The following is a 26,470-nucleotide window of genomic DNA, read 5'->3' on the forward strand; positions in this document are numbered from 1 at the left end:
ATATGCTGGCGGTATGGACATCGGCCGGTTGCGGACCCTGCGGGAATTCGCCGATCGCGGCAGCGTGACGGCGGCCGCTAAGGCGTTGCACTGCACGCCGTCCGCGGTTTCCCAGCAGTTGCGCGCCTTGCAGAGTGACGTCGGTCTCGCGCTGACCGAACCGGCGGGCCGAGGCCTGCGGCTGACCGACGCGGGCCGCGCGCTGGTCGCCCGCGCGGACGACGTCCTCGCCGCGCTCGAACGCGCGGAGTCCGAATTGGACACTTACCGCAGCGCCCCGCGTGGCAGCGTCCGGGTGGCGATCTTCCAGTCGGCCGGGCTGATGCTGCTGCCCGGGCTGCTGCACCGGACGGCGGAGTTCGACGGGCTGGACGTCATCGTGCGCGACGTCGACATGACCCCGCCGGAGGTCCCCGGGCTCGTCGCGGACTACGACATCGTGGTGGCGCACCGGGACGAGCACGCGCCGTCGCTCGGCTCGGACCGGCTCCAGACGCGGCATCTGCTGCGTGAACCGCTCGACGTCGCGCTCCCCGCCGGGCACCGGCTGGCCAAGCGGCGCCGCATCGAGCTGGCCGAACTGGCCGACGAACGCTGGATCAGCGTCAACGCCGGCTTCCCGGTCGACGACATCCTCCAGTCGCTGATCATCCGCACCGGCGTACGCCCGCAGGTCGTCCAGCGCATCAACGATTTCCGCATCACCGAACGGCTCGTCGCCGCCGGGCACGGGATCGCGCTGCTGCCCCGGTACACAATGGACACTCGGCGCGGCAGTGGCCTCGTCTGCCGCCCGCTCGCCGGGATCAAGGCGGCGCGGCACGTCGAGGCGGTCTACCGGCTCGGGGCGGCTTCCCGGCCGGCGGTGGCGAAGGTGCTCGACGCGCTCGCCGAGGAGGTCGGCGCGCTCACGGGCGAGCGTGACTCTTCAGGTGGTCCAGCGCGATCTCGAGCGCGTCGGCGATCGGCGTGACGTCGTGGCGCAGATGGGCCATCAGCAGGCCGCCCTGGACGCAGGTCATCGCGGCTTGCGCGAGCCTGGCCGGGTCGGCGTCTTCGGCGAGCTTTCCCTTTTCCCGCAACGATTCCAGCCCGAGCTGGAGATGTGACTCCCATTCGCGGTAAGCCTTGTCCAGCAGCGGCGCCATCTTCGGGTCGTCGCCGAGTTCGCCGGTGAGGTTGCCCAGCGGACAGGCGATCGGTCCCTTTGGCGTGGTCTGGATGGCCAGGATCTCGCTCGCCCACTGGTCGAAATCGGCCCAGTCGTGCAGCTCGAAGATGGTCGGCTGGTTGCCGAGGATGTTTTCGAGGAAGCGGGCGATGACCGCCTCGACGAGCTGATCCTTGTTCTTGAAGTAGTGGTACATCTGCGATTTCCCGGCGCCGCTCGCCGCGAGCACCTTGTCGACGCTCGTCCCGGCGACGCCGTTGACGTACATCAGCTCGGCCGCTGCGTCGACGATCGCGTCCCTCGTCATCCGCCCCTGCGGGGTCTTCGCCGGTTGACCACTCATGTACCGAATAGTACAGTCGGCTTCACTGTACCGATCAGTACAACCAAAGGAGCTGACATGGGGGATCTCAACACCGACCTCGCCGAGCTGCGGGAATCCGTCGCGAGTCACGTTCCGGCCGAGGTCGCCGAGGTGCTCAAGGCCGACCGGGAAACGTTCTTGGGTGTGGTCGCCGAGGCGGCCGCGAAGCCGGGAACGCCGATGCCGGACCTCGCGCTGCCGGACGCCGGAGGCGAGCGGGTCCGGGTCGCGGACGGGCCCGCGGTCGTGGTGTTCTACCGCGGCGCTTGGTGTCCGTACTGCAACCTCGCCTTGCGCGCGTATCAGCAGGAATTGCTGCCGGAGCTGGAGAATCTGGGGGTGAGGCTGGTCGCGGTCAGCCCGCAGCTCCCGGACGGCTCACTGTCCACAAAGGATCTTGAGTTCGCTGTGCTGTCCGATGTGGACAACGAGCTCGGCCGCGCGCTCGGCATCACGTTCCGGCTGGCTCCGGAGACGAAGCCGGCTTTCGACACACTCATCGGCGACGTCGAGAAGATCAACGGGGCGGTGGAATGGGAGCTGCCCTATCCGACCGTCCTGGTCGTGGACGGCGAGGGTGTCATCCGGTACATCGACGTGCACCCGGATTACACCACGCGCACCGATCCGGCCGACGTCCTGGCCGCAGTGAAGGCTCTGTAGCCGCCATCTTCCGCGGCCTTCAGGCGTAACTCACGTGATCGCGCGCGTAACTCACGTGATTGGAGGCGTAACTCGCGTGATTGGAGGCGTTCCGGCCCCAAACACGCGAGATACGCCGTCAGACACGCGAGTTACGGCTTCAATCACGCGAGTTACGGCAAAGCCCTGAAAAGCCGTGAAGGCCTCCTTCCCTACCCTCAAGGTAGTGAAGGAGGCCTTCACGGAACGGCGAAACTACCGGTGAGCCCGGTTCACGGCCGAGACGACGGCCCGCAGCGAAGCGGTCACGATCGACGGGTCGATCCCGATGCCCCAGTACACCCGGTCGGAGATCGCGCACTCGATGTACGACGCGGCCCGCGCGTCGTCGCCCGGCGAGAGCGTGTGCTCGCTGTAGTCCAGCAGCCGCAGGTCGAACCCGACGGTCGACAGCGCGTCGAAGAACGCCGCGATCGGGCCGTTGCCGCGGCCGGTGACCTCGTGCTCGTCACCCTCGACCCGCACGGTCGCGGTGATGTCGTACTCGCCGTCCCCGTTGTCCCGGACGTGCTGGCGCACCAGCTCCAGCGGCGTCTTCAGCTCCAGGTACTCGGCCGAGAAGGCGTTCCACATCGTGGTCGGGTCGACCTCGCCGCCCTCGGTGTCGGTGTGGCGCTGGACGACCTTCGAGAACTCGATCTGCAGGCGCCGCGGCAGGTCGAGCTGGTGCTCGGCCTTCATGATGTAGGCGACGCCGCCCTTGCCGGACTGCGAGTTCACCCGGATCACGGCCTCGTAGTTGCGGCCGATGTCCTTCGGGTCGATCGGCAGGTACGGGACCTCCCACGGGTGCTCGTCGATCGGCGTGCCCGCCTTGTCGGCGGCGGCCTTCATCGCGTCGAGGCCCTTGTTGATCGCGTCCTGGTGGCTGCCGGAGAACGCGGTGAACACCAGGTCACCGGCCCACGGGCTGCGTTCGTGCACCGGCAGCTGGTTGCAGTATTCGACGGTCCGCTTGATCTCGTCCATGTCGGAGAAGTCGATCTGCGGGTCGACGCCCTGGCTGTACAGGTTCATGCCCAGCGCGACCAGGTCGACGTTGCCGGTGCGCTCGCCGTTGCCGAACAGGCAGCCTTCGATCCGGTCCGCGCCGGCCTGGAAACCCAGTTCGGCGGCGGCGATGCCGGTGCCGCGGTCGTTGTGCGGGTGCAGCGACAGGATCACCGAATCGCGGCGTTCCAGGTTGCGGTGCATCCACTCGATCGAGTCGGCGTAGACGTTCGGCGACGCCATTTCGACGGTCGCGGGCAGGTTCAGGATCACCGGCTTCTCCGGCGTCGGCTGCCAGATGCCGGTGATGGTGTTGCAGACCTCGAGCGCGTACGACAGCTCGGTGCCGGTGTAGGACTCCGGCGAGTACTGGAACCGGAAGTCGGTGTCCGGCTGCTTCGCGGCGTAGTCGACGACCAGCTCGGCGGCCTGCGAAGCGATCTTCGTGATGCCGATGCGCTCCTCGCGGAACACGACGCGGCGCTGCAGGATCGAGGTCGAGTTGTAGATGTGGACGATCGCGCGCGGCGCGCCTTCGAGTGCCTTGAAGGTGCGCTCGATCAGCTCCGGACGGCACTGGGTCAGCACCTGGATGCTGACGTCGTCCGGGATGGCGCCCTCGTCGATGATCTCGCGGACGAAGTCGAAGTCCGTCTGCGACGCCGCCGGGAAGCCGACCTCGATCTCCTTGTAGCCCATGCGGACCAGCAGGTCGAAGAACTTGCGCTTGCGCGCGGGCGACATCGGGTCGATCAGGGCCTGGTTGCCGTCGCGCAGGTCGACCGCACACCACAGCGGCGCGGTGTCGATGCGCTTGTCCGGCCAGGTGCGGTCGGGCAGCGAGATGTCCTCGACCAGGTCGTACCAGGGGCGATAGCGGTGCACGGGCATCGAAGTGCCGCGCTGGGTGTTCCACGAAGCCTGCTCGGAAGGGGCAGGACGGGTGGGCTTGCGGATGCTCATGAGGGGAGGGTTCTCCTGAAGAATCGGGTGCGACGACCGGCACCACGAAGCCCCGCGACGGGGAGCCGGTCCGATCAGGCCCCGTCGCGGCAGCGAAGCAGGAGAGCTCGAGCCACGACGTCACCTTAACCGCGCGATCTCCCGAAAGGAAACCCGGGCCGCGATCGAACCGTGACTCAAGTGGCGCCCATTCGGGTTACTCGCGGGTAGCAATCGGACCAGGCGGCGTGCCACACTGCCCGGCATGGGCGAGCACGCTGAAGAGAAGGAAACCGCTGATCAGCCGACCAGACGCAAGGTCGACTGGCGAGCGGGCGGCGGTCGCGCGGCCGGGGTACTGGCGAGCGTGGTCCGTTGGGTCGGCTTGATCTTCGCGGCCATCCTCGTGCTGCACGTCGTCTTCGTGATCGGCGAGGCCAACCCCGACAACGGCATCGTGTCGTTCGTCCGCGGCTGGGCCGACGGGCTCCTGCTCGGCTTCAAGGATCTCTTCATGCCCGAAGACGCCAAGCTCCGCGTGCTGATCAACTACGGCATCGCGGCGATCTTCTGGATGGTGGTGACCGGGATCCTGGCCAAGATCATCCGCCGGGTCGGCGGCGCCAACTAGCGCATTTCGTCCTCTGGATGCGGTCCTTGCGCGTGCAACTACCGCATCCAGAGGACTAAACGCGGTCGGGGGAAAGCCGTTCGTAGGCCTCGACGGCGGCTGTCGGGTCGTCCGCCTGGAACTTCACGACGCGGACGGTCTCGGTCGCGCCGAGCGGCCGGGTCACCGTGATCGGCTCGCGCAGTTCGGCGATCAGGTTCGTCTCGTAGAAGTTGTCGTGACTGAGCCAGGTTTCGTCGCGGAACTTCTGCGCCTTGAGCGGATCGTGGCTCTCCTTCACATGCCGCAGCGCGACGACGTTCTCCCTCGGGATCCGCACGTCGTAAAAGGAGCTGTAGCGCACCCGCACCTCGCGCGACGAGATCACGTGCGGCCGGACGACGGTGCCGGCGTAGACCCCGAACACCAGCAGCGCCGAGTACACGCCGAGGGCGAGCAGCAGGAGATCGACGACGAGGCCGAAGTCGATCAGCCAGAAGAGACCCGCTTCGACGGCGCTCACCACCGCGAGCACGATGAAGATCGACTTCCCGTTCGCGCCGTACGGCACCGCGACGGCGTCCCCGTCGATTCCGTCCTTCCGGCGCCTGAGATACAGCCAGAGTCCGGCCATCGTGCGGGATTCGTTGCGGAGAACGCTGCGAAATGCCCCCATGCCCCCAGGTTAGCGATCGAACCTGGTCAGGAGTTTCAGCGCGTCGGCCGAGCCCGGATCCTTCGGCGTGTAGATCTCCAGCCGGTGATCGGGGCTGTCGGGCTGCAGCCACACCTGGTAGTCGACGCTCACCGCGCCGACCGTGGGGTGCCGCAGCTGCATGGGTCCGACGGTGCAGTCGGCGACGTCACCGGTCGCCCAGAGGGTCGCGAATTCGTCGCTGCGCATCGAAAGTTCGCCGATGAGCGCGGCGAGGCGGGCGTCGGTGGGGTACCGGCCCGCGGTCAGCCGCAGATAGGCGACGTGGATCGGCGCGAGTTCGGCGCGGTTCCGGTGAAGATCGCGGGTCAGCGGGTCGAGGAAGAACATGCGCGGCAGCGACGGCCGCCGTCCGGGATCCTTCGGCGCGTCGAAATCGAGGTGCTCGGCCATGAGCGTGTGTCCCGCGTGGTTCCACGCGAGCACGTCGCCGCGACGGCCGAAGACGAGGGCGGGCACGGCTTCGCCGAGGTTCTCCAGCAGCGCGAGGACCCGGGGGTGCGGGTCTTCCGGGCCCGGATCGGTCAGCTTCGGGAGCGAAGCCTGCCGGGCGAGGTTGTGCAGATGGCCGGTCTCGACGTCGTCGAGCCGGAGCGCGCGGGCGAGCGCGTCGAGCACCTGCCGTGACGCGGTTTCTGCCAGTCCTTGCTCCAGCCGCGTGTAGTACCCGGCGCTCACTCCGGCGAGCTGCGCGAGTTCCTCGCGGCGCAGACCGGGCACGCGGCGCGAAGTGCCGTAGGTGCGCAGGCCGATTTCGGCGGGGGTCACCCGATCGCGACGGCTCTTGAGGTACACGCCCAGGCTTTCCATGACTCCGAGCCTAAGTACTTCGCCCGCCTCGTGGGTGTACCCGCGAGGTGTACCCATGGCACGGGGATGGTTGTCCCGACGGCGGCGGCACATCGTCGAAGGCATGACACGACAGCACTCCCGGGCCTGGTTCGGCCTGCTGGTGATCCTCTGCCCGGTGTTCCTGGTCTCCATGGACGGATCGATCCTGTTCCTGGCGATGCCCGAGATCAGCCAGGCGCTGACCCCCACGGCCGATCAGGCGTTGTGGATCCTCGACGTCTACGGCTTCGCGGTCGGCTCGCTGCTGATCGCGTTCGGCAACATCGGCGACCGGTACGGACGGCTGAAGCTGCTGATGATCGGTGCCGCCGTGTTCGGCGCCGGTTCGGCGGGCGCGGCGTTCGCCCCGAGCCCGGAACTGCTCATCGCGTTCCGTGCCCTGATGGGACTGGCGGGAGCGACCCTCCTGCCGTCCGCGCTCGCGGTGCTCAGCGAGCTCTTCCCCGACGCGCGACGCCGGGCGCGGGCCATCGGGATCTTCGCGGCCGCGTTCGCCGCCGGGTTCGCGATCGGCCCGGTCGTCGGCGGTGTCCTGTTGGAACGGTTCCCGTGGGGTTCGGTCTTCCTGGTCAATCTGCCGGTGATCGCGGTGTTCCTGGCGATCGCGCCGGTCCTGCTGCGGGAGGTCCGTGCCGCCGGGAAGGGGCGCGTCGACGCGCTGAGCGTCGTGCTCTCCGCGGCCGGCCTGCTGCTCGCGATCTACGGGATCAAGCACGCGGCCGCCGACGGCCTGTCCGTCACCGCGGCCTCCGCGGCGATCGCCGGCGCCGGCCTGCTGGTGTGGTTCGCCCGGCGTCAGCGTGGTCTGGAGTACCCGCTGATCGAGTTCTCCCTGTTCCGCGACCGCGTCTTCACGATCGCGATCGTCACCGGGTTGCTGCCCTTGGCGGCGTGGTCGGCCTCCGCGTACCTGTCGGGGATCCTCCTGCAGTCCGTGCTCGGCCTGCCGGTCCTGCACGCGGCGTTGCTGGCGCTGCCGGGCGCGGCCGTGCTCACGATCATGTGCGTCGTCACGCCCGCGCTGGTCGACCGGATCGGCGCCCGCGCGGCGCTGATCGTCTGCCATTTCTCCATCGCCGCCGGGCTGGCGCTGCTGCTCATGACCGGGGTCGCGGGCGGGGTGGGCTGGTACGTCGCGTCGACGGTGGTCGCCGGTGCCGGCTATGGCATCTCGTTCAGCGTGGTGGCGGACACGGCCGTCGGCGCGGTGCCCGCCGAGCGCGCGGGGGCGGCGGGCGCGATCGCCGAGACGAGCAACGAGATCGGCAACGCGCTGGGGATCGCGCTCATGGGCTCGCTCGCCGCGCTGGTGTTCCGCCTGGCCGGACCGGACCTCGCGCCCACCCTCGGTGAAACCCTCGCCATCGCGCCCACGGCGGCTCTTGACGCGAAGGAGGCCTTCGTCGCGGGCCTCCACACCGCCGTCGCGGTACTCGGCCTGCTGCACGCCGGGCTCGGGATCCTCGCCCTTCGCTGGCTTCCTCAGCCTGCGAAAACGCTCGTGCCCCAGGCGTCGGCGTAGGCGAATTCGGCCAGCGGGACTCGCTCGCGCGGCGCCTTCTCGCGCTCGATGCGCCAGTCCTCTTCGAGCACGGAGGGGTCCGCGGGGTGACCGACCGCGATGGCGACCTTCGGGACGACGTCGTCGGGGAGGCCGAAGAAGTCCTTCGCCGCTTCGGCGGAGAAGCCCGCCATCTGGTGCGCGATCAGGCCGAGGTCGACGGCCTGGAGCACGAGATTCTCGCTCGCCAGCCCGAGCCCGTACTCGGCGTACGGGACGTCACCCTTCTCGTTCGTGGTCACCATCACGCCGATCAGCAGCAGCCCGGCGCGATGGGCCCACGCGCGATTGCCCGAGTTGAGCGTCGAGAGGATGCGGTCGAACGACGGCGTGCCCCGCAGGCCGACCAGGTAACGGGCGGGCTGGGTGTTGCCGAACGACGGCGCCCAGCGGGCCGCTTCGAGCAGCGCGCGGAGCTGGTCTTCGGTGACGATCGCTGACTCGTCGTAAGCGCGCGGGCTCCACCTCGCGGCCAGGAGCGGCGCGATCGGGGTACTCGTGTCGGCGGGTTTGTGCATCAAGGGACGGTAGCAAGGGGTGCTCTCCGTCACTAAAGTGAAAGCCCTCCGACTATTTCGTTGGTGTTAAGGAAGATTTACTTCCAGGAGTCCTCGAAGTGGTGGTCAGGACCACTTACGAGGGTGGCGAGCGTGCGCGACCCCGGTAGGCTTTCGCCCAAATAAGGGACGCGGGGGCTCCTCGGTGCCCACCAGGAGCACGCCCGGCCCGTCGAGGAGGTTCGGGCGTGGCCCTCGTGGTCCAGAAGTACGGCGGTTCGTCGCTGGAAAGTGCCGACCGGATCAAACGCGTCGCGGAACGCATCGTCGCCACCAAGAAGGCGGGCAACGACGTGGTCGTCGTCTGCTCCGCCATGGGCGACACGACCGACGAGCTGCTCGACCTGGCTCAGCAGGTCAATCCGGCGCCGCCGGAACGCGAGATGGACATGCTGCTCACCGCGGGTGAGCGCATCTCCAACTCCCTGGTGGCGATGGCGATTTCGGCGCAGGGCGCGGAGGCCTGGTCGTTCACCGGCTCGCAGGCCGGTGTGGTGACGACGTCGGTGCACGGCAACGCGCGGATCATCGACGTCAGCCCCAGCCGGGTGACGGAGGCTCTCGACCAGGGCTACATCGCGCTGGTGGCGGGGTTCCAGGGCGTGTCGCAGGACACCAAGGACATCACCACCCTCGGCCGCGGGGGTTCGGACACCACCGCCGTCGCGCTGGCCGCCGCGCTGAACGCCGACGTCTGCGAGATCTATTCCGATGTGGACGGTGTGTACACCGCCGATCCCCGGGTCGTGTCCGACGCGCGCAAGCTCGACACCATCGCCTACGAGGAGATGCTGGAGCTGGCGGCGAGCGGGTCGAAGATCCTGCACCTGCGCTCGGTGGAGTACGCGCGCCGCTACGGCGTCCCGATCCGAGTCCGTTCTTCCTACAGTGACAAGCCGGGCACCACGGTGACCGGTTCTATCGAGGAGATCCCCGTGGAACAAGCGTTGATCACCGGTGTGGCGCACGACCGCTCCGAAGCCAAGATCACGGTGACCGGCGTGCCCGACACGACCGGTGCCGCCGCCCGGATCTTCCGCGTGATCGCCGACAACGAGATCGACATCGACATGGTGCTGCAGAACGTGTCCAGCACGTCGTCCGGCCGTACCGACATCACCTTCACGCTGTCGAAGGCCAACGGGGCCAAGGCCGTGCAGTCGCTGGAGAAGATCAAGGACGAGATCGGCTTCGAGTCGGTCCTCTACGACGACCATGTCGGCAAGGTGTCGCTCGTCGGCGCGGGGATGCGCTCGCACCCCGGTGTCACGGCGACGTTCTGCGAAGCGCTCGCGCAGGCGGGCGTCAACATCGAAATCATCAACACCTCGGAGATCCGGATCTCGGTGCTGATCCGGGACGCGCAACTCGACGACGCGGTGCGCGCGATCCACGAGGCGTTCGAACTCGGCGGCGACGAAGAAGCCGTCGTCTACGCGGGGAGTGGTCGCTGATGCCGGAAGGTTTGCGGGTAGGGGTCGTCGGGGCGACCGGTCAGGTCGGCGGCGTGATGCGCCGTCTGCTGGCCGAACGGGGTTTCCCGGTCGCCGAAATGCGGTACTTCGCTTCGGCGCGGTCCGCCGGTTCGAAGCTTCCTTGGCGTGACGGGGAAATCGTCATCGAGGACGCGACGACCGCGGATCCGTCCGGTTTGGACATCGCGCTGTTCTCGGCCGGCGGCGCGACCTCCAAGGCGCAGGCGGAGCGGTTCGCCGCCGCCGGTGCCACGGTCATCGACAACTCGTCGGCGTGGCGGATGGATCCGGACGTCCCGCTGATCGTCAGCGAGGTCAACCCGGAGGCGGTCAAGGAGGCGCGCAAGGGGATCATCGCGAACCCCAACTGCACCACCATGGCCGCGATGCCGGTGCTCAAGCCGCTGCACGCCGAAGCGGGCCTGGTGCGGCTGGTCGCCAGCACCTACCAGGCCGTGTCCGGCAGCGGGCTCGCCGGCGTGGAGGAGCTGGAAGGGCAGCTCGCCGCCGCGGCGGCGAACGCGGGCGCGCTGACCCACGACGGCTCGGCGGTGGCCTTCCCCGAGCCGAAGAAGTACGCGCGGCCCATCGCGCACAACGTCCTCCCGCTGGCCGGGTCCATTGTGGACGACGGTGAGTTCGAGACGGACGAGGAGAAGAAGTTCCGCAACGAGAGCCGCAAGATCCTGAGCATCCCGGAGCTGCTGGTCTCGTGCACCTGCGTGCGGGTACCGGTGTTCTCGGGGCACTCGATCTCGATCAACGCCGAGTTCTCGCAGCCGCTTTCGGTCGCCCGCGCGACCGAATTGCTGACCGGCGCCCCCGGCGTGGAGCTGTCGGACATCCCGACGCCGCTGCAGGCCGCCGGCCAGGACCCGTCGTACGTCGGGCGCCTGCGGACGGACCCGGGCGTCGACGGCGGCCGCGGCCTGGTGCTGTTCGTGTCGAACGACAACCTGCGGAAAGGCGCGGCGCTCAACGCCGTGCAGATCGCGGAACTGGTCGCCGCGAACTCCTGACGCTCTCCCGCAATTAGTCGCCTCCATGCCCCCGGCCGGGGCAAGGAGGCGACTAATTGCGTTGTCGGGAGCCTTCGGCCGGGGCATGCTCTGTGGCGACAAACGTTTCCACGAAGGGAAAATCATGTACACGGCGGTCGAAGGCTCGCGGGTTCCGATCCGGATGTGGGCGGACCCCACATCGGTCGAGGACCAGGCCATGCGACAGCTGCACAACGTCGCCAACCTGCCGTGGGTGCACGGCGTCGCGGTCATGCCCGATGTCCACTACGGCAAGGGCGCGACCGTCGGCAGCGTGATCGCGATGCGCGACGCGGTGTCCCCGGCCGCCGTCGGCGTCGACATCGGCTGCGGGATGAGCGCGGTACGGACCTCGCTCACCGCCGCCGACCTGCCCGACGACCTGCTGAAGCTCCGCCGCCGGATCGAATCGGCCGTCCCGGTCGGCTTCGGCCTGCACAAGACCCCGGTGAACCCGGCGAAGGTGCACGGTGTCGGTGGCTGGGACGCGTTCTGGAAGTCCTTCGGCGACCTGCATCCCGGCGTCCAGGACCTGCACGACCGCGCGTCGCGCCAGATCGGGAGCCTCGGTGGCGGCAACCACTTCATCGAGGTCTGCCTCGAACAGGGCGGCGAGGACGAAGGCCGCGTGTGGCTGATGCTGCACTCCGGTTCGCGCAACATCGGCAAGGAACTCGCGGAACGGCATATGGCCGTCGCGCGGAAGCTGCCGCACAACGCGGACCTGCCGGACCCGGATCTCGCGGTGTTCGTCGCGGGCACGCCCGAAATGCAGGCGTACCGGCGCGACCTGTTCTGGGCGCAGGACTACGCGGCGCGCAACCGCGCCACCATGGTCGCGCTCGTGAAGCAGGCGTTGAAGGACGTCGTGCCGCAGACGACCTTCGACGACGCGATCAGCTGCCACCACAACTACGTCGCCGAAGAGACCTACGACGGCGTCGACCTCCTGGTGACCCGCAAGGGCGCGATCCGCGCGGGTTCGGGCGACCTCGGGATCATCCCGGGCAGCATGGGCACCGGTTCGTACATCGTGCGCGGTCTCGGGAACGAGTCGTCCTTCCAGTCCGCGTCGCACGGCGCGGGCCGCCGGATGTCGCGGAACAAGGCGAAGAAGCTGTACACCGCCGAGGACCTCGCGGCGCAGACCGCGGGTGTGGAGTGCCGCAAGGACTCCGGTGTGGTGGACGAGATCCCGGCCGCGTACAAGGACATCGAAACGGTGATCAAGGCGCAGACGGATCTCGTCGAGGTGGTCGCGCACCTCAAGCAGGTCGTCTGCGTGAAGGGCTGAGTTACCGGGCGGTTCGTGGGTGGTGGCCGGGGGAACCCGACATACCACCCACGTTCTCGCTACTGTGGTTCTCATGAAGAGGTTGGGAATCGCGGCGCTCCTGGCGGCCGCCGGGCTCGCGCTGGCGGGCTGCAGCGAGGTCACGAACGCGGTCGATCAGACGAACAAGGCGGCGACGAAGGTCAGCGCCTGCGCCGAGGCGCTCAGCCTCGCCGACCTCAATCCGGACCCGGCGACGCTCAAGGAGCGCGCCGCGGACAAGGAGAAGCGCCTGCGTGAGCTGGCCGGCAGCGTCGGCGAGCAGAACGTGGCGGGTGCGCTCACCGGAATGGCGGACTCGTACCTGCAGGTGCAGAAGGAGAACATCCAGGACGCGGGCAAGGCCGCGGACTGGACCAAGCGCAACCTCGAGCAGCTGGAAGCCCTCCGGAAGGTCTGCGCCTAGCCCCGTCTCGCATTTCGTCCTCTGAATGCGGTCGTTGCACGCGCAACGACCGCATCCAGAGGACGAAACGCGTCAGGAGGAAGTGAGCGCGGGCACCCGGGCCGGGGTACGGGAGCGGCGCCAGAACAGGCCGACCGAAGCGATCGCCAGCGCGCCCAGCGCCGAGGCCGCGAAACCCCAGCCGGGGCTGGAGTGGTCGATCGCGAACCCGATGACCGGGCTCCCGATCGCCAGCCCGATCCGGCTGGCCGCGTCCAGCAGTCCCATCGCCTCCCCGCGCACGCGGGCGGGCGCCGCGGCGCTGACGGTCTCCGTGCTCGCCGCCAGTGTCGGCGCGCACAGCACATTGCTCGGGAACAGCACGATCGCCAGCAGCCACCACGGCTCGGCGATCAGCCCGACCGGCAGCGTCAGCACCGCGAGCAGCAGCATCAGCGTGCCCTGCGAAAGCGACCGCCGGACCGCGCCGTGGATCGCCCCGCCGAGGACCGACGCGACGCACATCAGCGTGATCAGCAGCCCGGACCAGGCGATGTCACCGCTCGCGCGCAGCGTCGCCAGCGCGGCGAGCTCCATGCCGACGAGGCAGAACAGCGCGCCAGCGGCGATGAACATCGCCATCACAAGCCGTCCGGTGAGCCAGCTCCGCACGGGCGGCCGCTCGCCGGTGAACACCTCGGCGTCGGCCTCGGCGCGGATCGGCGGGTTCTGCCGGTAGATCAGCGTCGCCGAAAGCGCGAAGCAGACACCGATCCCGGTGAGCGCGTAGACCGCGGGCAGCTGCGTGATCGCCATGATCCCGGCCGACGGCCCGATCATGAACGACGCCTCCACCAGGATCGTGTCCAGCGAGTAGGCCGCCCGCCGTTGTTCGAGCGGCACGAGCGCGGTGAGCACCAGTCGCGCGAGCGTGCCGGCGGGCACCGACAGCACGCCGGCGGGGAGCGCGACCGCGAGCAGTACCTGGTACGGCAGATGCGGCGCGCTGATCCAGAACGTCGACGAGGCCAGCCCGCAGATCGCGACCACCGGCCGCAGCCCGTAGCGGTCGACGTACCGGCCGACGAGCGGTGCCCCGATCGCGCTGCCGAGCGTGGTGGCGGCCCCGACCAGCCCGGCCGCGCCGTAGCCTCGGCCAAGATCGTTGACCACGTACAGCGTCATCGTCACGCCCATGGCCGTCATCGGGAGGCGGGCCAGGAACATCAGCAGCATCGAGCTGGGAACTCCGGGCACGGCTAACACACGACGATACGGAGCGAGGGCCATACGTCCGATGAGAACGTAACTTGGTACGCACGTGCAAGTTTTTTTCGCGAGGCCCGGGTCACCCGGACCGGGGTGTTTTCTTGACTGATTCCAGATTAGACGAGAGGGTGGAGGAGGACCGACCGCTCACCACCACGAACCAGGAGGCACCGGCGTGACCCTGCCGACCACGAACAACGTGGGCATCCCCGTCGCGAGCGACAACGACTCCCTGACGGCAGGTGCCAACGGCCCGATCCTGCTCCAGGACCACTACCTGATCGAGAAGAACGCCCAGTTCAACCGTGAGCGGGTGCCCGAACGGGTCGTCCACGCCAAGGGCGGCGGCGCGCACGGCTTCCTCGAAGTCACCGAGGATGTCAGTCAGTTCACGAAGGCCGCGCTGTTCCAGCCGGGCGTGCGCACCGAGAGCCTGGCCCGGTTCTCGTCCGTCGCCGGGGAGAACGGCTCGCCCGACACGTGGCGCGATCCGCGCGGCTTCGCGGTGAAGTTCTACACCTCCGAGGGCAACTACGACCTCGTCGGCAACAACACCCCGGTGTTCTTCATCCGCGACCCGATCAAGTTCCCCGACTTCATCCACTCGCAAAAGCGCCGCGCCGACAACCACCTGCGCGACCACGACATCCAGTGGGACTTCTGGACGCTGCGGCCCGAGTCCGCGCACCAGGTCACCTGGCTGATGGGCGACCGCGGCATCCCGTCGAACTGGCGGGAGATGGACGGCTTCGGCTCGCACACCTACCTGTGGGAGAACGCGGGCGGCGAGAAGTTCTGGGTCAAGTACCACTTCAAGACCGACCAGGGCATCGGCTACCTGACGCAGGCCGACGCGGACCGGATCGCCGGCGAGGACTCGGACTACTACATCCGTGACCTGTTCAAGAACATCAAGCAGGGCAACCACCCCAGCTGGACGCTGTACGTCCAGGTGATGCCCTACGCCGAGGCCGCGGACTACCGCTTCAACCCGTTCGACCTGACCAAGGTGTGGCCGAAGGGCGACTACCCGCTGATCAAGGTCGGCCGCTGGGTACTCGACCGCAATCCGGCGAACTACTTCGCCGAGATCGAGCAGGCCGCGTTCGAGCCGTCCAACCTGGTGCCGGGTATCGGCCCGTCGCCGGACAAGATGCTGCAGGGCCGCCTGTTCGCCTACCCGGACGCCCACCGCTACCGGATCGGTGCGAACTACACGCAGTTGCCCGTCAACGCGCCGAAGTCCCCGGTGAACAGCTACTCGCGCGACGGTGCGATGCGCTACAACAACCCGGGCGACCCGGTGTACGCGCCGAACTCCTACGGCGGTCCGCACGCGAACGCGGAGATCGCCGCCGAGACCGCTTCGGGCTACGGCGTCGAAGACGAGGTCATCCGGTCGGCGTACAAGCTCCACGCCGAGGACGACGATTTCGGCCAGCCGGGCACGCTCGTCCGCGACGTGATGGACGACGCGCAGCGCGAGCGGCTCGCGAGCAACATCATCGGCCACGCCTCGAACGACGTCTCGCGCCCGGTGCTCGAGCGGGTCTTCGAGTACTGGCGCAACGTCGACAAGGACCTCGGCGACAAGGTCGCGGACGCTTTCCGCGAGTAAGGACCTCTTTCGAGAGGCTGCTCCCACCACGGAACGCCCCCGGTGCGCGCACCGGGGGCGTTCCCATGTCCCCACTCGCATGTGAAACCAGAAGTGGGCGTGGCGTGCGTGGGGGACAACCCGAGTGGAGCAGCGCGACACGCCTGTCCGACGGAGTGATCAAGCTAAACGATCACCGTTTACACCGCTGTGGGTGAACGAACCGCACCGCCGTGTCGATCGGTCACAGGTGGTCATAAAACGGCGGGAAAAGGGTGATCTTCAGGGGGAAGCACAAGATTTCGACGTTAATCAATTGCGGGGGTCTTCCCCGGGAATGAATCCGGCACGTAAGGGTTAGAAAACGGTTCCAACCGGTGATCGGGTGGTGTTCGGCCGATACGGCGGGTATCGATTTACCTCGTCAGGTCCCAGAGGCCAGGAGGTAAGGGAATGAAAGGCAACATTGCCCGGACGATTGCCGCGGTCGCCGCAGGCAGTCTGTTGGCGGTGGCCTCGGCCGGCGCCGCTACGGCTGGCACCGATGGTGGGAAGGGCTCGTCCAACACGCAGGCGCTCGCCGCGCAGGTGCTGCAGATGCGGGACGGCCTCACCAAGGTGGCCTACGCCGGCGACGTCGCCAAGACGCGGGCGGACTTGGACAGGCTCAGCCCCGTCCTCGGCGACATCGCCGCGGGCAAGCGCTATCAGATCCAGACCGAAACCCAGAAGCTCGGCGACCTGGCCCAGGGCCGCTCCGTCGAGTCCAGCAGGCTGCTGGCCGACCCGGCGGCGAAGGCGCGTCAGCTGCCGCCGCTGCCGGTGCCGATCCCCTCGCTCCCGGACCTTCCCGGACCGCTGAAGATCGTCAGTGACCTGGTGAAAGCCCTGCTCACGGCCGTGACCGGCATTCTCGCGGGCCTGCTCGGCGGACTCCCTGTCCCGCCGCTGCCGGTCCCGCCCGTACCGCTTCCCACGCCCTAGAAGGAGACCGGAAGTCGTCAGGTTCCGCCGTGCAGGGCGGCGGGCCACGATATGGGGGCCGGAGCCCGAGTGGGGACATTTCTCCTCACTCGGGCTCTGGCTTTCACTTCGGCGCGAGACCCAGCCGCAGGGCTCCCGCCGCTTCGGCCGTCGCCTCACGGAACCGCCGTCCGACGCCGAGGAAGTTGATGTACCCGTGGATCAGGTCCGGCTGGCGGCTGAGCGCCACCGGGACCCCGGCCTTCCGCAATTTCTCCGCGTACGCCTCGCCCTCATCGCGCAGCGGATCGAAACCCGCCGTCGCGATATACGCGGGCGGCAATCCTGAAACGTCGCCGTGCAGCGGCGACAGTTTCGGGTTGTACAGATCGGTGCCCTTCGGCACGTAATGCCCCTCGAACCAGGTCATATCCGAATCGGTGAGGAACAGATCCTCGGCGAACAATTCCCGGGAGCGGCGCCGCACGGTGAAATCGGTCGCCGGGTAGAACAGCAGCTGGAACGCCGGAACCCCGCCGCCGCGTTTCACCGCCTGCTGCGCGGTCACCGCGGCGAGGTTCCCGCCCGCGCTGTCGCCGCCGACGGCGATGCGCGCCGGGTCCGCGCCCAGGTCCCGCGCTTTCGCGAAGGCGTACTCGAACGCCGCGATCGCGTCTTCGGTGGCACCCGGGAACCGTGTCTCCGGCGCGAGCCGGTATTCCACCGAAAGCACCCGTACGCCCGCCTGTTTCGCCAGGTAACGGACGGTGTTGTCGTGGGAGACGCGGCTGCCGACCACCCAGCCGCCGCCGTGGAAGAACACCAGCAGCCCGGACGGATCCGGCAGCCCGTCCGGGGTGTAGAGCGTGGCGGGCACGCCGCCGTCACCCGTGGGGATGAGCAGCTCCCTGGTGGCGACCGGTTCGATCGTCGGCCCGCTGACCAGATGCCTGCTCGCCAGGAGCATGCTGCGCGACTCTTCGACGGTTCCCCGCACCAGCGACGCCTTCGCCAGCCTCTGCAGGCGGAGCAGGAGCTGGGCGTCCAGCGCGAGTTCCTGTCCGTCCAGGCGGAGGGGCGGTCCCGCGATGGCCCGTCTGACCGGCTTCGGGAGCCAGAACGCCAGCTGCGAAAACGCGGCCTCGGCACGGATCTGGAGCGATATCGCCATGCTTCCTCCTGAGGGCTTCCCGTCAGGTTACTTTCGAGTAGGTATGCCGTCCAGCGGGGAACACGGGCCTTGCGGCGAACGGGTGTGACGCAGGCCTCCGTTCCAGATCCTGGTCCTCCACTTAAGTAGAGGGGCTAGCCTCGAAAGCGTGACTTCGACGAACGCGGTGCATGTGCTCGGGATCGGCGGCTCTCTGCGGGAGGGCTCGCAATCCGAGCGTGCGCTGCGGATCGCGCTCGGCGCCGCGGCCGAAACCGGAGTCACCACCGAGCTGATCTCCGGGCCCGAGCTGGTGCTGCCGTTCTACGACACCGCGTTGGCGGAGCGGCACGAGCGGGCCACGCGGCTGGTCGAAGCCATCCGCCGCGCCGACGGGATCGTCGTCGTCTCGCCCGGCTACCACGGCGCGCTGTCCGGGCTGGTCAAGAACGCCTTGGACTACGTCGAAGACCTGCGCGAGGACGCCCGCCCGTATCTCGACGGCCGCGCGGTCGGCCTCGCCGCCGTCGCGTACGGCTGGCAGGCCGCGGTCACCACGCTGGAGCAGCTGCGCACGATCACGCACGCGCTGCGCGGCTGGGCCACCCCTTTGGGTGGTTCGATCAACACCGCGGAGACCAAGTTCGACGAAGCAGGCGGCGCCTCGGACGAGAAGAGCGTCCGCACACTCCGCCTGATCGGAACCCAGGTCGCCGAGTTCGCGCTGAGTCGCGCCGGTCACTAGTCGTTTGCCCCGATCTCCGTCCGGGTAGTTCCCGGACGTGATGCCTGCCATGGGGTGGCAAGGTTTCGCGGTTGCGGGACGTTGACACCGAAGAGACGCTCAACGGGGCGTGTCTTGAGACCAGGAGGTAGGCGAAGAATGGCTGAGGCTCTGTACACCGCTGTGGCCACCGCTCGCGGCGACGGCCGCAACGGTGAGGTCACGTCCTCTGACGGCGTCATCGACGAGTCGCTGGCGATCCCGAAGGAGATGGGCGGGCCGGGCGGGGACAAGACGAACCCCGAGCAGCTCTTCGCCGCCGGCTATTCCGCCTGTTTCCACTCCGCGCTGCAGCTCGTCGCGCGCCAGGCGAAGGTGACGCTGGACGGCTCCACCGTGACCGCCGAGGTCAGCGTGCTCAAGCAGGGTGAGGGCTTCGGTCTCGGCGTGGCGCTCAAGGTTTCGCTGCCCGGCCTGGAGCAGGCGCAGGCCGACCAGCTCGTCGAGCAGGCGCACCAGGTGTGCCCCTACTCGAACGCGACCCGCGGCAACATCGAGGTCGCGCTGTCCGCGACGGTCTGATCCCGGCCGCGGCAGGTCCATTCCCGAACCGACTGATTTCCGAAAGGAAGACCGAAGATGGGCAAGTCTCCGATCAAGAGTCCGCTGAGCGACGCCGACAAGGAGATCACCGGTAACGCCTTGCAGGCCACGCTGGTCGATCTGGTGGACCTGTCGCTGATCGCGAAGCAGGCCCACTGGAACGTCGTCGGCGCGAACTTCCGCAGCGCGCACCTGCAGCTCGACGAGCTGGTCGCCACCGCGCGCCAGTACGTCGACGAGGTCGCCGAGCGCGCCAACGCCATCGGCATCTCGCCGAACGGCCAGGCGAAGGCCGTCGTCGAAAGCTCCGGCCTGCCGGACTACCCCGACAACTGGCAGTCCGTCGAGTCCACGGTCGCCGCGATCGTCGACATCCTCGCGGCGCTGATCGAGCGGCTGCGCAAGCGCATCGACGAGACCGACAAGAGCGACCTGGTCACCCAGGACCTCCTCATCGAGATCACCCAGGAGCTCGAAAAGGCGCACTGGATGTGGCAGGCGCAGCAGGCCTGATCCCTCCACCTCGTGAGTGGTAAGGACGGTTCTAACCGTCCTTACCACTCACCAGCGGCTACCGTTCGATTCATGGTGCTGCACAAGGGGAAAGCGACCGATCAGGACCGCAGGAGCGGGGCCAACCCGCTGTACGCCGGCGCGTATCCCGCGCTCGCCGCGAAAATCCGCCTCCCGCACGACAGCCTCGCCGAAGACCCGCTCCCGCCCGACACCGCGCTCCAGCTGGTGCGCGTCGAGCTGATGCTCGACGGGAACGCCCGGCTGAATCTCGCCACGTTCGTCACCACGTGGATGGAGCCGCAGGCCCGCGAGCTGATGGCCGAATGCGTCGACAAGAACATGATCGACAAGGACGAGTACCCGCAGACCGCGGAACTCGAGCGGCGCTGCGTGAACATTCTCGCCGATCTGTGGCACGCGCCCGATCCCGCCGCGATCATGGGCTGCTCCACCACCGGTTCGTCGGAAGCCTGCATGCTCGCCGGCATGGCGTTGAAGCGCCGCTGGTCGAAACTGGGCCGCACCGGGAAACCGAATCTGGTGATGGGCGCGAACGTCCAGGTCTGCTGGGAGAAGTTCTGCGAATACTGGGAGGTCGAGCCGCGGCTGGTGCCGATGGACGGCGACCGGTTCCATCTCACCGCCGACGAGGCGATCGCCCGCTGCGACGAGAACACGATCGGCGTCGTCGCGATCCTCGGGTCCACCTTCGACGGCAGCTACGAGCCGGTCGCCGAGATCGCCGCCGCGCTCGACGGTTTGCAGGAACGAACCGGCTGGGACATCCCGGTGCACGTCGACGGCGCGTCGGGCGCGATGATCGCGCCGTTCCTCGACCCGGAGCTGAGCTGGGACTTCCGCCTGCCGCGGGTGGCGTCGATCAACACCTCCGGGCACAAGTACGGGCTGGTCTACCCCGGTGTCGGCTGGGTGGTGTGGCGCGACAAGGAGGCGCTGCCGGACGAGCTCGTCTTCAACGTCAACTACCTCGGTGGCGACATGCCGACTTTCGCGCTGAACTTCTCCCGCCCCGGCGCCGAGGTGGCCGCGCAGTACTACACGTTCGTCCGGCTGGGCCGCGAAGGTTTCCGTGCCGTGCAGCAGGCTTCGCGTGACGTGGCGACCCAGCTGGCGGACGGGATCGCCGGACTCGGCCCGTTCGAACTGCTGACGCGCGGCGACCAGCTGCCCGTGTTCGCCTTCACGACGAAGGCGGACGTCGAGGGCTTCGACGTTTTCGACGTGTCACGGCGGCTTCGCGAGCGTGGCTGGCTCGTCCCGGCGTACACGTTCCCGGCGAACCGGACCGATCTCGCGGTGCTGAGGATCGTGGTGCGCAACGGTTTCACGCACGACCTCGCCGACCTGCTGCTCGCCGACCTCCGGCGCCTGCTGCCCGAGCTCGAACACGGCCCGCGACAGCGGACCGCGTTCCATCACTGAGCCGGGTGCCCTGCGTCACGCCGGATTTCCCCGCGCCCTACCGGCGCGTAACGTCGTGGGGTATGGGAGTCGCCGGAGACGAACGTCGTGCGTTGAGCGAGCTTTTCGAAGAGGTCGGCCCGGACGCGCCGACCCTGTGCGCGGGCTGGAAGACGCGGGATCTCGCGGCGCACCTGCTGGTCCGCGAGCGGCGGCCCGACGCCGCGCCCGGCATCCTGGTCCCGGCGCTGGCTTCGTACACGCAGCGCGTGCAGGATTCCTACGCCGCGCGGCCGTGGTCCGAGGTCGTCGGCAAGGTCAGGTCCGGCCCCGCCTGGTTCTGGCCGACGTCGATCGGCGCGCTCGACGAGCTGGCGAACAGCGCGGAGTTCCTGATCCACCACGAGGACGTCCGCCGGGGACAGCCCGGCTGGGAACCGCGTCCGGCCGACTCCGCGCGGGACGCGGCGGCGTGGAAGTCGGCCAAGCAGGCCTCGAAGCTCAACCTGCGGAAATCGCCGGTCGGCGTGATCCTTAAAACCCCCGAAGGCCGCGAAGCGCGGGTGAAGGAAGGCCCGGACACGGTGACCGTGATCGGCGCGCCGATCGAGCTGCTGCTGTTCGTCTTCGGCCGCGACGCCGTCCGTCTCACCTTCGAGGGCGACGCTTACGCGGTGGACAGGCTCCGGAAGCACGACCGCGGCCTTTAGAGTTCCGGCCATGCCGATGATCAGTGTTTCGATGTTCCCCGGCCGCACGGCCGAGCAGAAGCAGGCCCTCGTACGCGAGGTGACCGACGCCTTCGTCCGCACCTGCGGTGGCAAAGCCGAAGGCGTCTGGGTGACGATCAACGAGATTCCCGCCGAACACTGGGCGTCCGGCGGGACTCTCTTCTCCGAACGCTGACCCCTCGCCGGGGTCAGCGAAGCCCGACCGCCCGCTGCGCGAAGAACACCTCGATCGCGGTCTGCTTGATCGTCTCGGCGATCACCAGCGACCCGTGGCCCGCGTCGAACCGGTAGAACTCGAACGGGATCTCCCGCTTCGCGAGCCTGTCGAGGTAGTTCTCGACCTGCCGGATCGGGCAGCGCGGGTCGTTGTCCCCGGCGAGCACCAGCACCGGCGCCGTCACGGCTTCGACGTAGGTGATCGGCGAGCATTCCCGGTACACCGCCGGCACCGTCTCCGGCGAACCGCCGAACAGCGCCCTGTCGAACGAGCGGAGCTGCTCCATCTCGTCCTCGTACGCGGCGACGTAGTCCGCGACGGGCACTCCGGCGATCCCCGCCGCCCAGCGCGACGGCTGGGTGCCCAGCGCCAGCAGGCTCAGGTATCCGCCCCACGAAGCGCCGTTCACCACGCACTTCTCCGGGTCTGAAAGTCCACTTTGGACCGCCCAGTCGTGGACGGCGGCGACGTCTTCGAGTTCGGTCAGGCCGGGACGGCCTTCGATGGCGTCACGCCAGGCCGAGCCGTATCCGGTCGAGCCGCGGTAGTTGACCTCGACGACGGCGAATCCCGCGTCGAGCCACACGGCGCGGTACGCGGAGAAGCGGTCCTCGTCGGCCGAATGCGGCCCGCCGTGCAAGGAGAAGACCGTGGGAAGCGGGCCTTCCGGCGCGTCGGCCGGGCGCGAGACGAGCGCGTGGATCTGCCCGCCGATCCCGTCGACGAACGCGTCGGTGACCGGTACGGATTCCGGGGCGCGCTCGCCCGGCGGTTCGAGGAGCACCGAGTCTTCGCCGTCCGCCGTCCGCGCGCGCACGGCCGTCGGCTGGGCGGCACTGGACCACGAGTACTCGACGGTGCCGTCGGGCCGCACTCCCGCGCCGCCGATCCGCCCGGGCGGGGTGTCCAAAGAGGACAATTCGCCACTGGCGAGGTCGTAGCGGTGCAGGGAGCTGCGGCCTTGGTGGAAGTGGACCACCAGCAGCGCCCGCGCGTCCTGGTACCAGCCGGCGACCACCTCGCCGGGCAGGTCCAGCTCGATCTCCTGCTCGGTGTCCGCGGCGGTGTCCCAGATCAGCAGTTCTTCGCGACCGCGCCGCTCGTGCAGCACCAGCAACCGCTGATCGCCCTCGACCGGGGAGAACTCCAGCGCGCCGAGGCCCTTGCCCTCGCCGTCCCATTTGTCGGCGACCGTCGTGAAGCCGTCGGTCGACAGGACGCGAAGCGCGGGGTGTCGTGAATCACCGTGCTCGGAGTGGGAGATCACGAGCAGCGACTCGTCGCGGGACAGCGAGGCGATCCCGGCGTCGTCCTCGTGTTGGTAGAAGGACGTGGTTTCGCCGTCGATATGGGCGAAAAGTTCGCTTCCGTCGTCGGTCGAGACGCCGACGGCGACCAGCTTGGTGCCGATCTCGAGCCCGGCGGGGTAGCCGTCGTGGACGTCCGGCACCGCGCGCTCCGCGGCGGCCCCCGGCGCGAACGGTTCGCGGACCCAGGAGCCGAATTCGTCACCGTCGGTGTCGTTGAACCACCAGATCCAGCGGCCGTCGGGGGACGGGGTCGCGTGCATCGTGCCGTTGGGCCGATCGGTGACGCGGCGGTGTTCGCCCGTCGACCGGTCCCAGGAGTAGACCTCCCACACGCCGCTGGCGTTGGAGACGTAGACGTTGGCGTCCGGGGCGTCGATGGCCCATTCGGGCACCGAGATGCGCGGCGCGCGGAAGCGGGCCCGCCACCTGGCCTCGGCTTCGGCGTCGTCGAACAGGCGGTCCGGGACCACCGCGGACGGATATTCATTGCCTGGCTGCGTGCTCACCCCTCGATCCTGCCACTCCGGAGCCGTACTGTGTGCGGGGTGCTGGAGGGAAACGCGCCGCGCGCCGCGGTGTCCGCGCGGTTCGCGCGTCAGGCGGTCGAGCGGGCCGTGTTCGCGCAACCGCTGTTCGGGCCGGGGATGGGGTGCGTCGACGTCGGCTGCGGGCCGGGTTCGATCACCCTCGGTATCGGCAACGGGCACAGAAAGTCCACAGTGGACTTTCTGGTGGCGGAGGCGTGCGCGCTGCCGTTCGCCGAAGCGTCGGTGGACGTGGTCTTCGCGCACGCCGTCTTCGAGCATCTGAGGGAACCGGGCGCCGCGCTGGCGGAGCTCCGGCGGATACTGAAACCGGGCGGCACCCTCGCACTGTCCACATCGGACTGGAGCCGGGCGCGGCTGCGGCCGAAGACGGCGAACGTCGACGCCGCCCTCCGTGGCCACTACCTGTTGTGGCGTCGCGCGGGCGGCGACCCGTTCGCCGGACGCTCGCTGCCCGCCGCGGTCACGGCCGCCGGTTTCACCGACGTGCGAACGAAAACCCGCTACCGCACGGATATGACATACCGGGCGCTGGCGATGTCCGTCGAGGCGCGTCTGGTGACCGCGCTGGAAACCGCGACGACCCCGGACCGCGACCAGCTCGCTTCGGCGGCCCGCTCGGCCTGGTCGTGGGCGCGCTCGGGGGATGGGGATTTCGCGCAGTGCTGGACCGAGCTGCTCGCGACCCGCTGACCGCTCTTCGGTGCTTCGCTCCTCCGGTTGCTTCGGCTTCGCCACCGCTTGCTCTTCGATTGCTTGGGCCCGCCACTGCCGCTCTCCGCTTGCTTCGGCGCCTCCGCCGCTTGCTTGGGCCCTCCGCCGGTGTCCCCAATGCCGCATTGGAGACGCTCAGTGTCCCCAATGCGGCATTGGGAACCCCCGATGCCGACGCCCCCTTCGGTTGTCCACACCCGCCCGCTGTTGTGGACAACCACCCCCGCCGCCCCCGCTTTCGCCCGGNCGGTGGGGGCTGCCCGGTGGACGCTGGGCTGGCCGGTGGGGGCTGCCCGGTGGACGCTGGGCTGGCCGGTGGGGCGGGAGCTGTCTGGTGGGCGGGGCCGACTGGTGCACGGCGGCTGGCCGATGGGCGGCGGCTGACCGATGGGCGGCCGCCGGCCGATGGCCGAGGGCTGGCCGGTGCGCGGCGGCTGGCCGATGGGCTGGGCTACCGCGGGCCGGAGGCTGGCGACACGCAGCGGCAAGAGTTTCGCGAAGGCGCTCCAAGCGGGCATGGCCCTCGCCCGGTGCGCGGGGCCACCCGGCCCGCGGCGGCTATGCGTCGGTCGGCTTGGTCCGACGGATCCCGTGTCCTGAAGGGCACCTTTGGGACGTTGAGCGTCTCAAAGGTGCCCTTCAGGACACGCAAAAGCCGGACCCCAAAGCCCACAAAGCGAAAGAGCCTCGCTCGCCAAAGCGAGCAAGGCTCTTTCGATTCAACGTCGGGGTGGCGGGATTCGAACCCACGACCTCCTCGACCCGAACGAGGCACGCTACCAAGCTGCGCCACACCCCGGGGTACTGCTTAACGGGTCGTGGAGAAGTCTAGCGGACGGTGTTCCGGGCTTTGCGGGGGGCCGCGTTCCGGCGATTGTCGCTGGTCGTACCCCGTGGGACGAGGGTCAGCAGGCTCGCCTCGGGCGGGCACGCGAAGCGGACGGGAGCGTACGGCGAAGTGCCCAGTCCGGCGGAGACGTGAAGCCACATCTGGGCGCCCCAGCGGGACGCGCCGCGGGCGCGGGTGCGGTCGAGCTCGCAGTTGGTGACGAGTGCGCCGTAGCCAGGGACGCGGAGTTGCCCGCCATGGGTGTGCCCGGCGAGGACGAGGTCGTAGCCGTCGCCGGCGAACTCGTCGAGGACGCGGGGCTCCGGCGAGTGCGTGACGCCGATGCGGACGGCGGCCGCGGTGTCCACCGGGCCGGCGATGTCGGCGTAGCGGTCGCGGTGGAGGTGCGCGTCGTCGACGCCGGCGGTGAACACGTACTGGTCGGCGACCTCGATGGTGCGGCGGACGTGCGTGAGGTCGTGCCAGCCGTGCTCGACGAAGGCCGCGCGGAGGTCGCGCCACGGCAGGTGCTCGCCGTGGATGCGCTTCTTCTTGCCCTTTGGCATGAGGTAGCGCGCGGGGTTCTTCGGCTTCGGCGCGTAGTAGTCGTTGCTGCCGAAGATGAACACGCCGGGCCGGTCGAGCAGGGGGCCGAGAGCGCGCAGCACCGAGGGGACGGCCTGATGATGTGACAGGTTGTCACCGGTGTTGACGACCAGGTCCGGTTCGAGTTCGTCGAGCGCCGCTACCCAGCGTTGCTTGCTCACGTGACCGGGCAGCATGTGCAGGTCCGAGATGTGGAGGATCGTGAAGGGCTTCGCCCCTGCCGCGAGGACCGGGAGCTCCGCGGTGCGAAGCGTCCACCGGCGCCTTTCGATTCCGACCGCGTAACCGAGGGTCGCGGCTCCCAGGGCGGCGGTTCCCACGGCCAAGCGCCGTACCGTCGCCCCCGAAGTGCTTTTGTTACTGAGCGTGCTCACAATGTCCAGTTTACGTGCTCTTCGGTGGTGATCGTTCGCCCCCATTCCGGCGATCTCGGTAAATCGCTGGAATGGCCTCTTTTCTTCACTTTCCGTGGTCGGCGCGGGGTGGCGCGATCGACCGACATGATCCCGTCGACCGCTGTTCCCCGTTAGGCCGCCAGGTGCTCACTCAAAGTTAGAATCGTGTGACGCATCGTGAT

26 protein-coding genes and 1 tRNA gene are annotated in these 26,470 nt (G+C 68.8%); 17 read left to right on the forward strand and 10 right to left on the reverse strand.

The features are described from left to right. Nucleotides 1–13 precede the first annotated feature (13 nt). The gene (locus ACXIZN_RS35810; RefSeq protein WP_457959317.1) at nucleotides 14–973 is read left to right on the forward strand and encodes a LysR family transcriptional regulator; all 960 of its coding nucleotides are present in this window, start codon (nucleotides 14–16) and stop codon (nucleotides 971–973) included. Here the strand turns inward: ACXIZN_RS35810 and ACXIZN_RS35815 are convergent. Then, nucleotides 909–1,514, reverse strand: a complete 606-nt coding sequence (locus ACXIZN_RS35815; RefSeq protein ID WP_457959318.1) for a TetR/AcrR family transcriptional regulator — start codon at nucleotides 1,512–1,514, stop codon at nucleotides 909–911. The genes ACXIZN_RS35810 and ACXIZN_RS35815 overlap by 65 nt on opposite strands. Before the next feature lie 57 nt (nucleotides 1,515–1,571). On the opposite strand from ACXIZN_RS35815, the gene ACXIZN_RS35820 reads away from it, so the two are divergent. Next, complete coding sequence (locus ACXIZN_RS35820; RefSeq protein WP_457959319.1) at nucleotides 1,572–2,198, forward strand: peroxiredoxin-like family protein; 627 nt, start codon at nucleotides 1,572–1,574, stop codon at nucleotides 2,196–2,198. Between the two features lie 234 nt (nucleotides 2,199–2,432). Here the strand turns inward: ACXIZN_RS35820 and leuA are convergent, their stop codons facing one another. After that, complete coding sequence (leuA, locus tag ACXIZN_RS35825; RefSeq protein WP_457959320.1) at nucleotides 2,433–4,190, reverse strand: 2-isopropylmalate synthase; 1,758 nt, start codon at nucleotides 4,188–4,190, stop codon at nucleotides 2,433–2,435. A gap of 244 nt (nucleotides 4,191–4,434) precedes the next feature. Here leuA and ACXIZN_RS35830 point away from each other — a divergent pair, with 244 nt between their 5' ends. Next, a complete protein-coding gene (locus ACXIZN_RS35830) occupies nucleotides 4,435–4,800 on the forward strand; it encodes a hypothetical protein (RefSeq protein ID WP_457959321.1) in 366 nt (121 codons plus the stop codon). Between the two features lie 55 nt (nucleotides 4,801–4,855). Here the strand turns inward: ACXIZN_RS35830 and ACXIZN_RS35835 are convergent, their stop codons facing one another. Then, a complete protein-coding gene (locus tag ACXIZN_RS35835; protein WP_457959322.1) occupies nucleotides 4,856–5,455 on the reverse strand; it encodes a hypothetical protein in 600 nt (199 codons plus the stop codon). A gap of 9 nt (nucleotides 5,456–5,464) precedes the next feature. Continuing rightward, nucleotides 5,465–6,304 carry a helix-turn-helix transcriptional regulator gene (locus tag ACXIZN_RS35840; protein WP_457959323.1) on the reverse strand — a complete coding sequence of 280 codons (840 nt, stop codon included), beginning with the start codon at nucleotides 6,302–6,304 and terminating at the stop codon, nucleotides 5,465–5,467. 103 nt (nucleotides 6,305–6,407) lie between these two features. Between ACXIZN_RS35840 and ACXIZN_RS35845 the strand changes: the two genes are divergently transcribed. Further along, on the forward strand, nucleotides 6,408–7,868 hold the full coding sequence (locus ACXIZN_RS35845; protein WP_457959324.1) for an MFS transporter: 1,461 nt from the start codon (nucleotides 6,408–6,410) through the stop codon (nucleotides 7,866–7,868). Here the strand turns inward: ACXIZN_RS35845 and ACXIZN_RS35850 are convergent. Beyond that, entirely contained in the window at nucleotides 7,829–8,425 is a 597-nt protein-coding gene (locus tag ACXIZN_RS35850; RefSeq protein WP_457959325.1) for a nitroreductase family protein, read from the reverse strand. The two genes, ACXIZN_RS35845 and ACXIZN_RS35850, sit on opposite strands and share 40 nt — an antisense overlap. 227 nt (nucleotides 8,426–8,652) lie before the next feature. Here ACXIZN_RS35850 and ACXIZN_RS35855 point away from each other — a divergent pair, with 227 nt between their 5' ends. From ACXIZN_RS35855 to ACXIZN_RS35870, 4 genes are all read left to right on the forward strand, one after another. Then, a complete protein-coding gene (locus tag ACXIZN_RS35855) occupies nucleotides 8,653–9,918 on the forward strand; it encodes an aspartate kinase (protein WP_034314653.1) in 1,266 nt (421 codons plus the stop codon). Then, nucleotides 9,918–10,958 carry an aspartate-semialdehyde dehydrogenase gene (locus ACXIZN_RS35860; protein ID WP_457959326.1) on the forward strand — a complete coding sequence of 347 codons (1,041 nt, stop codon included), beginning with the start codon at nucleotides 9,918–9,920 and terminating at the stop codon, nucleotides 10,956–10,958. Before ACXIZN_RS35855 ends, ACXIZN_RS35860 begins: the two co-directional genes overlap by 1 nt. Nucleotides 10,959–11,082: 124 nt before the next feature. Beyond that, the gene (locus ACXIZN_RS35865) at nucleotides 11,083–12,273 is read left to right on the forward strand and encodes an RtcB family protein (protein ID WP_034314834.1); all 1,191 of its coding nucleotides are present in this window, start codon (nucleotides 11,083–11,085) and stop codon (nucleotides 12,271–12,273) included. A 73-nt stretch (nucleotides 12,274–12,346) separates the two neighbouring features. Next, entirely contained in the window at nucleotides 12,347–12,718 is a 372-nt protein-coding gene (locus ACXIZN_RS35870; RefSeq protein WP_457959327.1) for a hypothetical protein, read from the forward strand. A 72-nt stretch (nucleotides 12,719–12,790) separates the two neighbouring features. On the opposite strand, the gene ACXIZN_RS35875 is transcribed toward ACXIZN_RS35870, so the two are convergent. Further along, nucleotides 12,791–13,933, reverse strand: a complete 1,143-nt coding sequence (locus ACXIZN_RS35875) for an MFS transporter (protein WP_457960683.1) — start codon at nucleotides 13,931–13,933, stop codon at nucleotides 12,791–12,793. A 208-nt stretch (nucleotides 13,934–14,141) separates the two neighbouring features. On the opposite strand from ACXIZN_RS35875, the gene ACXIZN_RS35880 reads away from it, so the two are divergent. After that, nucleotides 14,142–15,584 (forward strand): catalase, encoded by a 1,443-nt coding sequence (locus tag ACXIZN_RS35880; protein ID WP_192742634.1) that lies wholly within the window; start codon nucleotides 14,142–14,144, stop codon nucleotides 15,582–15,584. Nucleotides 15,585–16,016: 432 nt separating this feature from the next. Then, nucleotides 16,017–16,547 carry a hypothetical protein gene (locus tag ACXIZN_RS35885; RefSeq protein ID WP_457959328.1) on the forward strand — a complete coding sequence of 177 codons (531 nt, stop codon included), beginning with the start codon at nucleotides 16,017–16,019 and terminating at the stop codon, nucleotides 16,545–16,547. Between the two features lie 103 nt (nucleotides 16,548–16,650). Here the strand turns inward: ACXIZN_RS35885 and ACXIZN_RS35890 are convergent, their stop codons facing one another. Further along, nucleotides 16,651–17,697 (reverse strand): alpha/beta hydrolase, encoded by a 1,047-nt coding sequence (locus ACXIZN_RS35890; protein ID WP_457959329.1) that lies wholly within the window; start codon nucleotides 17,695–17,697, stop codon nucleotides 16,651–16,653. Nucleotides 17,698–17,845: 148 nt separating this feature from the next. Between ACXIZN_RS35890 and ACXIZN_RS35895 the strand changes: the two genes are divergently transcribed. From ACXIZN_RS35895 to ACXIZN_RS35920, 6 genes are all read left to right on the forward strand, one after another. Next, on the forward strand, nucleotides 17,846–18,421 hold the full coding sequence (locus ACXIZN_RS35895) for an NADPH-dependent FMN reductase (RefSeq protein WP_457959330.1): 576 nt from the start codon (nucleotides 17,846–17,848) through the stop codon (nucleotides 18,419–18,421). 138 nt (nucleotides 18,422–18,559) lie between these two features. After that, entirely contained in the window at nucleotides 18,560–18,982 is a 423-nt protein-coding gene (locus tag ACXIZN_RS35900) for an organic hydroperoxide resistance protein (protein WP_126737210.1), read from the forward strand. Between the two features lie 57 nt (nucleotides 18,983–19,039). Beyond that, nucleotides 19,040–19,516, forward strand: coding sequence for a Dps family protein (locus tag ACXIZN_RS35905; RefSeq protein WP_034314675.1), 477 nt, complete (start codon nucleotides 19,040–19,042; stop codon nucleotides 19,514–19,516). Nucleotides 19,517–19,588: 72 nt separating this feature from the next. Further along, nucleotides 19,589–20,962, forward strand: a complete 1,374-nt coding sequence (locus tag ACXIZN_RS35910) for a glutamate decarboxylase (RefSeq protein ID WP_457959331.1) — start codon at nucleotides 19,589–19,591, stop codon at nucleotides 20,960–20,962. A 62-nt stretch (nucleotides 20,963–21,024) separates the two neighbouring features. Beyond that, entirely contained in the window at nucleotides 21,025–21,651 is a 627-nt protein-coding gene (locus ACXIZN_RS35915; RefSeq protein WP_457959332.1) for a TIGR03085 family metal-binding protein, read from the forward strand. A gap of 10 nt (nucleotides 21,652–21,661) precedes the next feature. Further along, nucleotides 21,662–21,847, forward strand: a complete 186-nt coding sequence (locus ACXIZN_RS35920; RefSeq protein WP_101611157.1) for a 2-hydroxymuconate tautomerase — start codon at nucleotides 21,662–21,664, stop codon at nucleotides 21,845–21,847. Nucleotides 21,848–21,860: 13 nt separating this feature from the next. Here the strand turns inward: ACXIZN_RS35920 and ACXIZN_RS35925 are convergent, their stop codons facing one another. Further along, the gene (locus tag ACXIZN_RS35925; protein ID WP_457959333.1) at nucleotides 21,861–23,705 is read right to left on the reverse strand and encodes a prolyl oligopeptidase family serine peptidase; all 1,845 of its coding nucleotides are present in this window, start codon (nucleotides 23,703–23,705) and stop codon (nucleotides 21,861–21,863) included. A gap of 39 nt (nucleotides 23,706–23,744) precedes the next feature. Here ACXIZN_RS35925 and ACXIZN_RS35930 point away from each other — a divergent pair, with 39 nt between their 5' ends. Further along, the gene (locus tag ACXIZN_RS35930) at nucleotides 23,745–24,437 is read left to right on the forward strand and encodes a methyltransferase domain-containing protein (RefSeq protein WP_457959334.1); all 693 of its coding nucleotides are present in this window, start codon (nucleotides 23,745–23,747) and stop codon (nucleotides 24,435–24,437) included. 746 nt (nucleotides 24,438–25,183) lie between these two features. Here the strand turns inward: ACXIZN_RS35930 and ACXIZN_RS35935 are convergent. Continuing rightward, nucleotides 25,184–25,257: transfer RNA gene (locus ACXIZN_RS35935), tRNA-Pro, on the reverse strand. Nucleotides 25,258–25,286: 29 nt separating this feature from the next. Further along, nucleotides 25,287–26,213 (reverse strand): metallophosphoesterase, encoded by a 927-nt coding sequence (locus tag ACXIZN_RS35940; protein WP_318780623.1) that lies wholly within the window; start codon nucleotides 26,211–26,213, stop codon nucleotides 25,287–25,289. Nucleotides 26,214–26,470 lie beyond the last annotated feature (257 nt).

Source organism: Amycolatopsis sp. TRM77291 (genome assembly GCF_054166285.1).

Bases quoted from the DNA above. Each gene is read 5' to 3' on its own strand.
- ACXIZN_RS35810 (WP_457959317.1), top strand. From the start codon at position 14: ATGGACATCGGCCGGTTGCGGACCCTGCGGGAATTCGCCGATCGCGGC.
- ACXIZN_RS35815 (WP_457959318.1), bottom strand. From the start codon at position 1,514: ATGAGTGGTCAACCGGCGAAGACCCCGCAGGGGCGGATGACGAGGGAC.
- ACXIZN_RS35820 (WP_457959319.1), top strand. From the start codon at position 1,572: ATGGGGGATCTCAACACCGACCTCGCCGAGCTGCGGGAATCCGTCGCG.
- leuA (WP_457959320.1), bottom strand. From the start codon at position 4,190: ATGAGCATCCGCAAGCCCACCCGTCCTGCCCCTTCCGAGCAGGCTTCG.
- ACXIZN_RS35830 (WP_457959321.1), top strand. From the start codon at position 4,435: ATGGGCGAGCACGCTGAAGAGAAGGAAACCGCTGATCAGCCGACCAGA.
- ACXIZN_RS35835 (WP_457959322.1), bottom strand. From the start codon at position 5,455: ATGGGGGCATTTCGCAGCGTTCTCCGCAACGAATCCCGCACGATGGCC.
- ACXIZN_RS35840 (WP_457959323.1), bottom strand. From the start codon at position 6,304: ATGGAAAGCCTGGGCGTGTACCTCAAGAGCCGTCGCGATCGGGTGACC.
- ACXIZN_RS35845 (WP_457959324.1), top strand. From the start codon at position 6,408: ATGACACGACAGCACTCCCGGGCCTGGTTCGGCCTGCTGGTGATCCTC.
- ACXIZN_RS35850 (WP_457959325.1), bottom strand. From the start codon at position 8,425: ATGCACAAACCCGCCGACACGAGTACCCCGATCGCGCCGCTCCTGGCC.
- ACXIZN_RS35860 (WP_457959326.1), top strand. From the start codon at position 9,918: ATGCCGGAAGGTTTGCGGGTAGGGGTCGTCGGGGCGACCGGTCAGGTC.
- ACXIZN_RS35865 (WP_034314834.1), top strand. From the start codon at position 11,083: ATGTACACGGCGGTCGAAGGCTCGCGGGTTCCGATCCGGATGTGGGCG.
- ACXIZN_RS35870 (WP_457959327.1), top strand. From the start codon at position 12,347: ATGAAGAGGTTGGGAATCGCGGCGCTCCTGGCGGCCGCCGGGCTCGCG.
- ACXIZN_RS35875 (WP_457960683.1), bottom strand. From the start codon at position 13,933: ATGCTGCTGATGTTCCTGGCCCGCCTCCCGATGACGGCCATGGGCGTG.
- ACXIZN_RS35885 (WP_457959328.1), top strand. From the start codon at position 16,017: ATGAAAGGCAACATTGCCCGGACGATTGCCGCGGTCGCCGCAGGCAGT.
- ACXIZN_RS35890 (WP_457959329.1), bottom strand. From the start codon at position 17,697: ATGGCGATATCGCTCCAGATCCGTGCCGAGGCCGCGTTTTCGCAGCTG.
- ACXIZN_RS35900 (WP_126737210.1), top strand. From the start codon at position 18,560: ATGGCTGAGGCTCTGTACACCGCTGTGGCCACCGCTCGCGGCGACGGC.
- ACXIZN_RS35905 (WP_034314675.1), top strand. From the start codon at position 19,040: ATGGGCAAGTCTCCGATCAAGAGTCCGCTGAGCGACGCCGACAAGGAG.
- ACXIZN_RS35910 (WP_457959331.1), top strand. From the start codon at position 19,589: ATGGTGCTGCACAAGGGGAAAGCGACCGATCAGGACCGCAGGAGCGGG.
- ACXIZN_RS35915 (WP_457959332.1), top strand. From the start codon at position 21,025: ATGGGAGTCGCCGGAGACGAACGTCGTGCGTTGAGCGAGCTTTTCGAA.
- ACXIZN_RS35920 (WP_101611157.1), top strand. From the start codon at position 21,662: ATGCCGATGATCAGTGTTTCGATGTTCCCCGGCCGCACGGCCGAGCAG.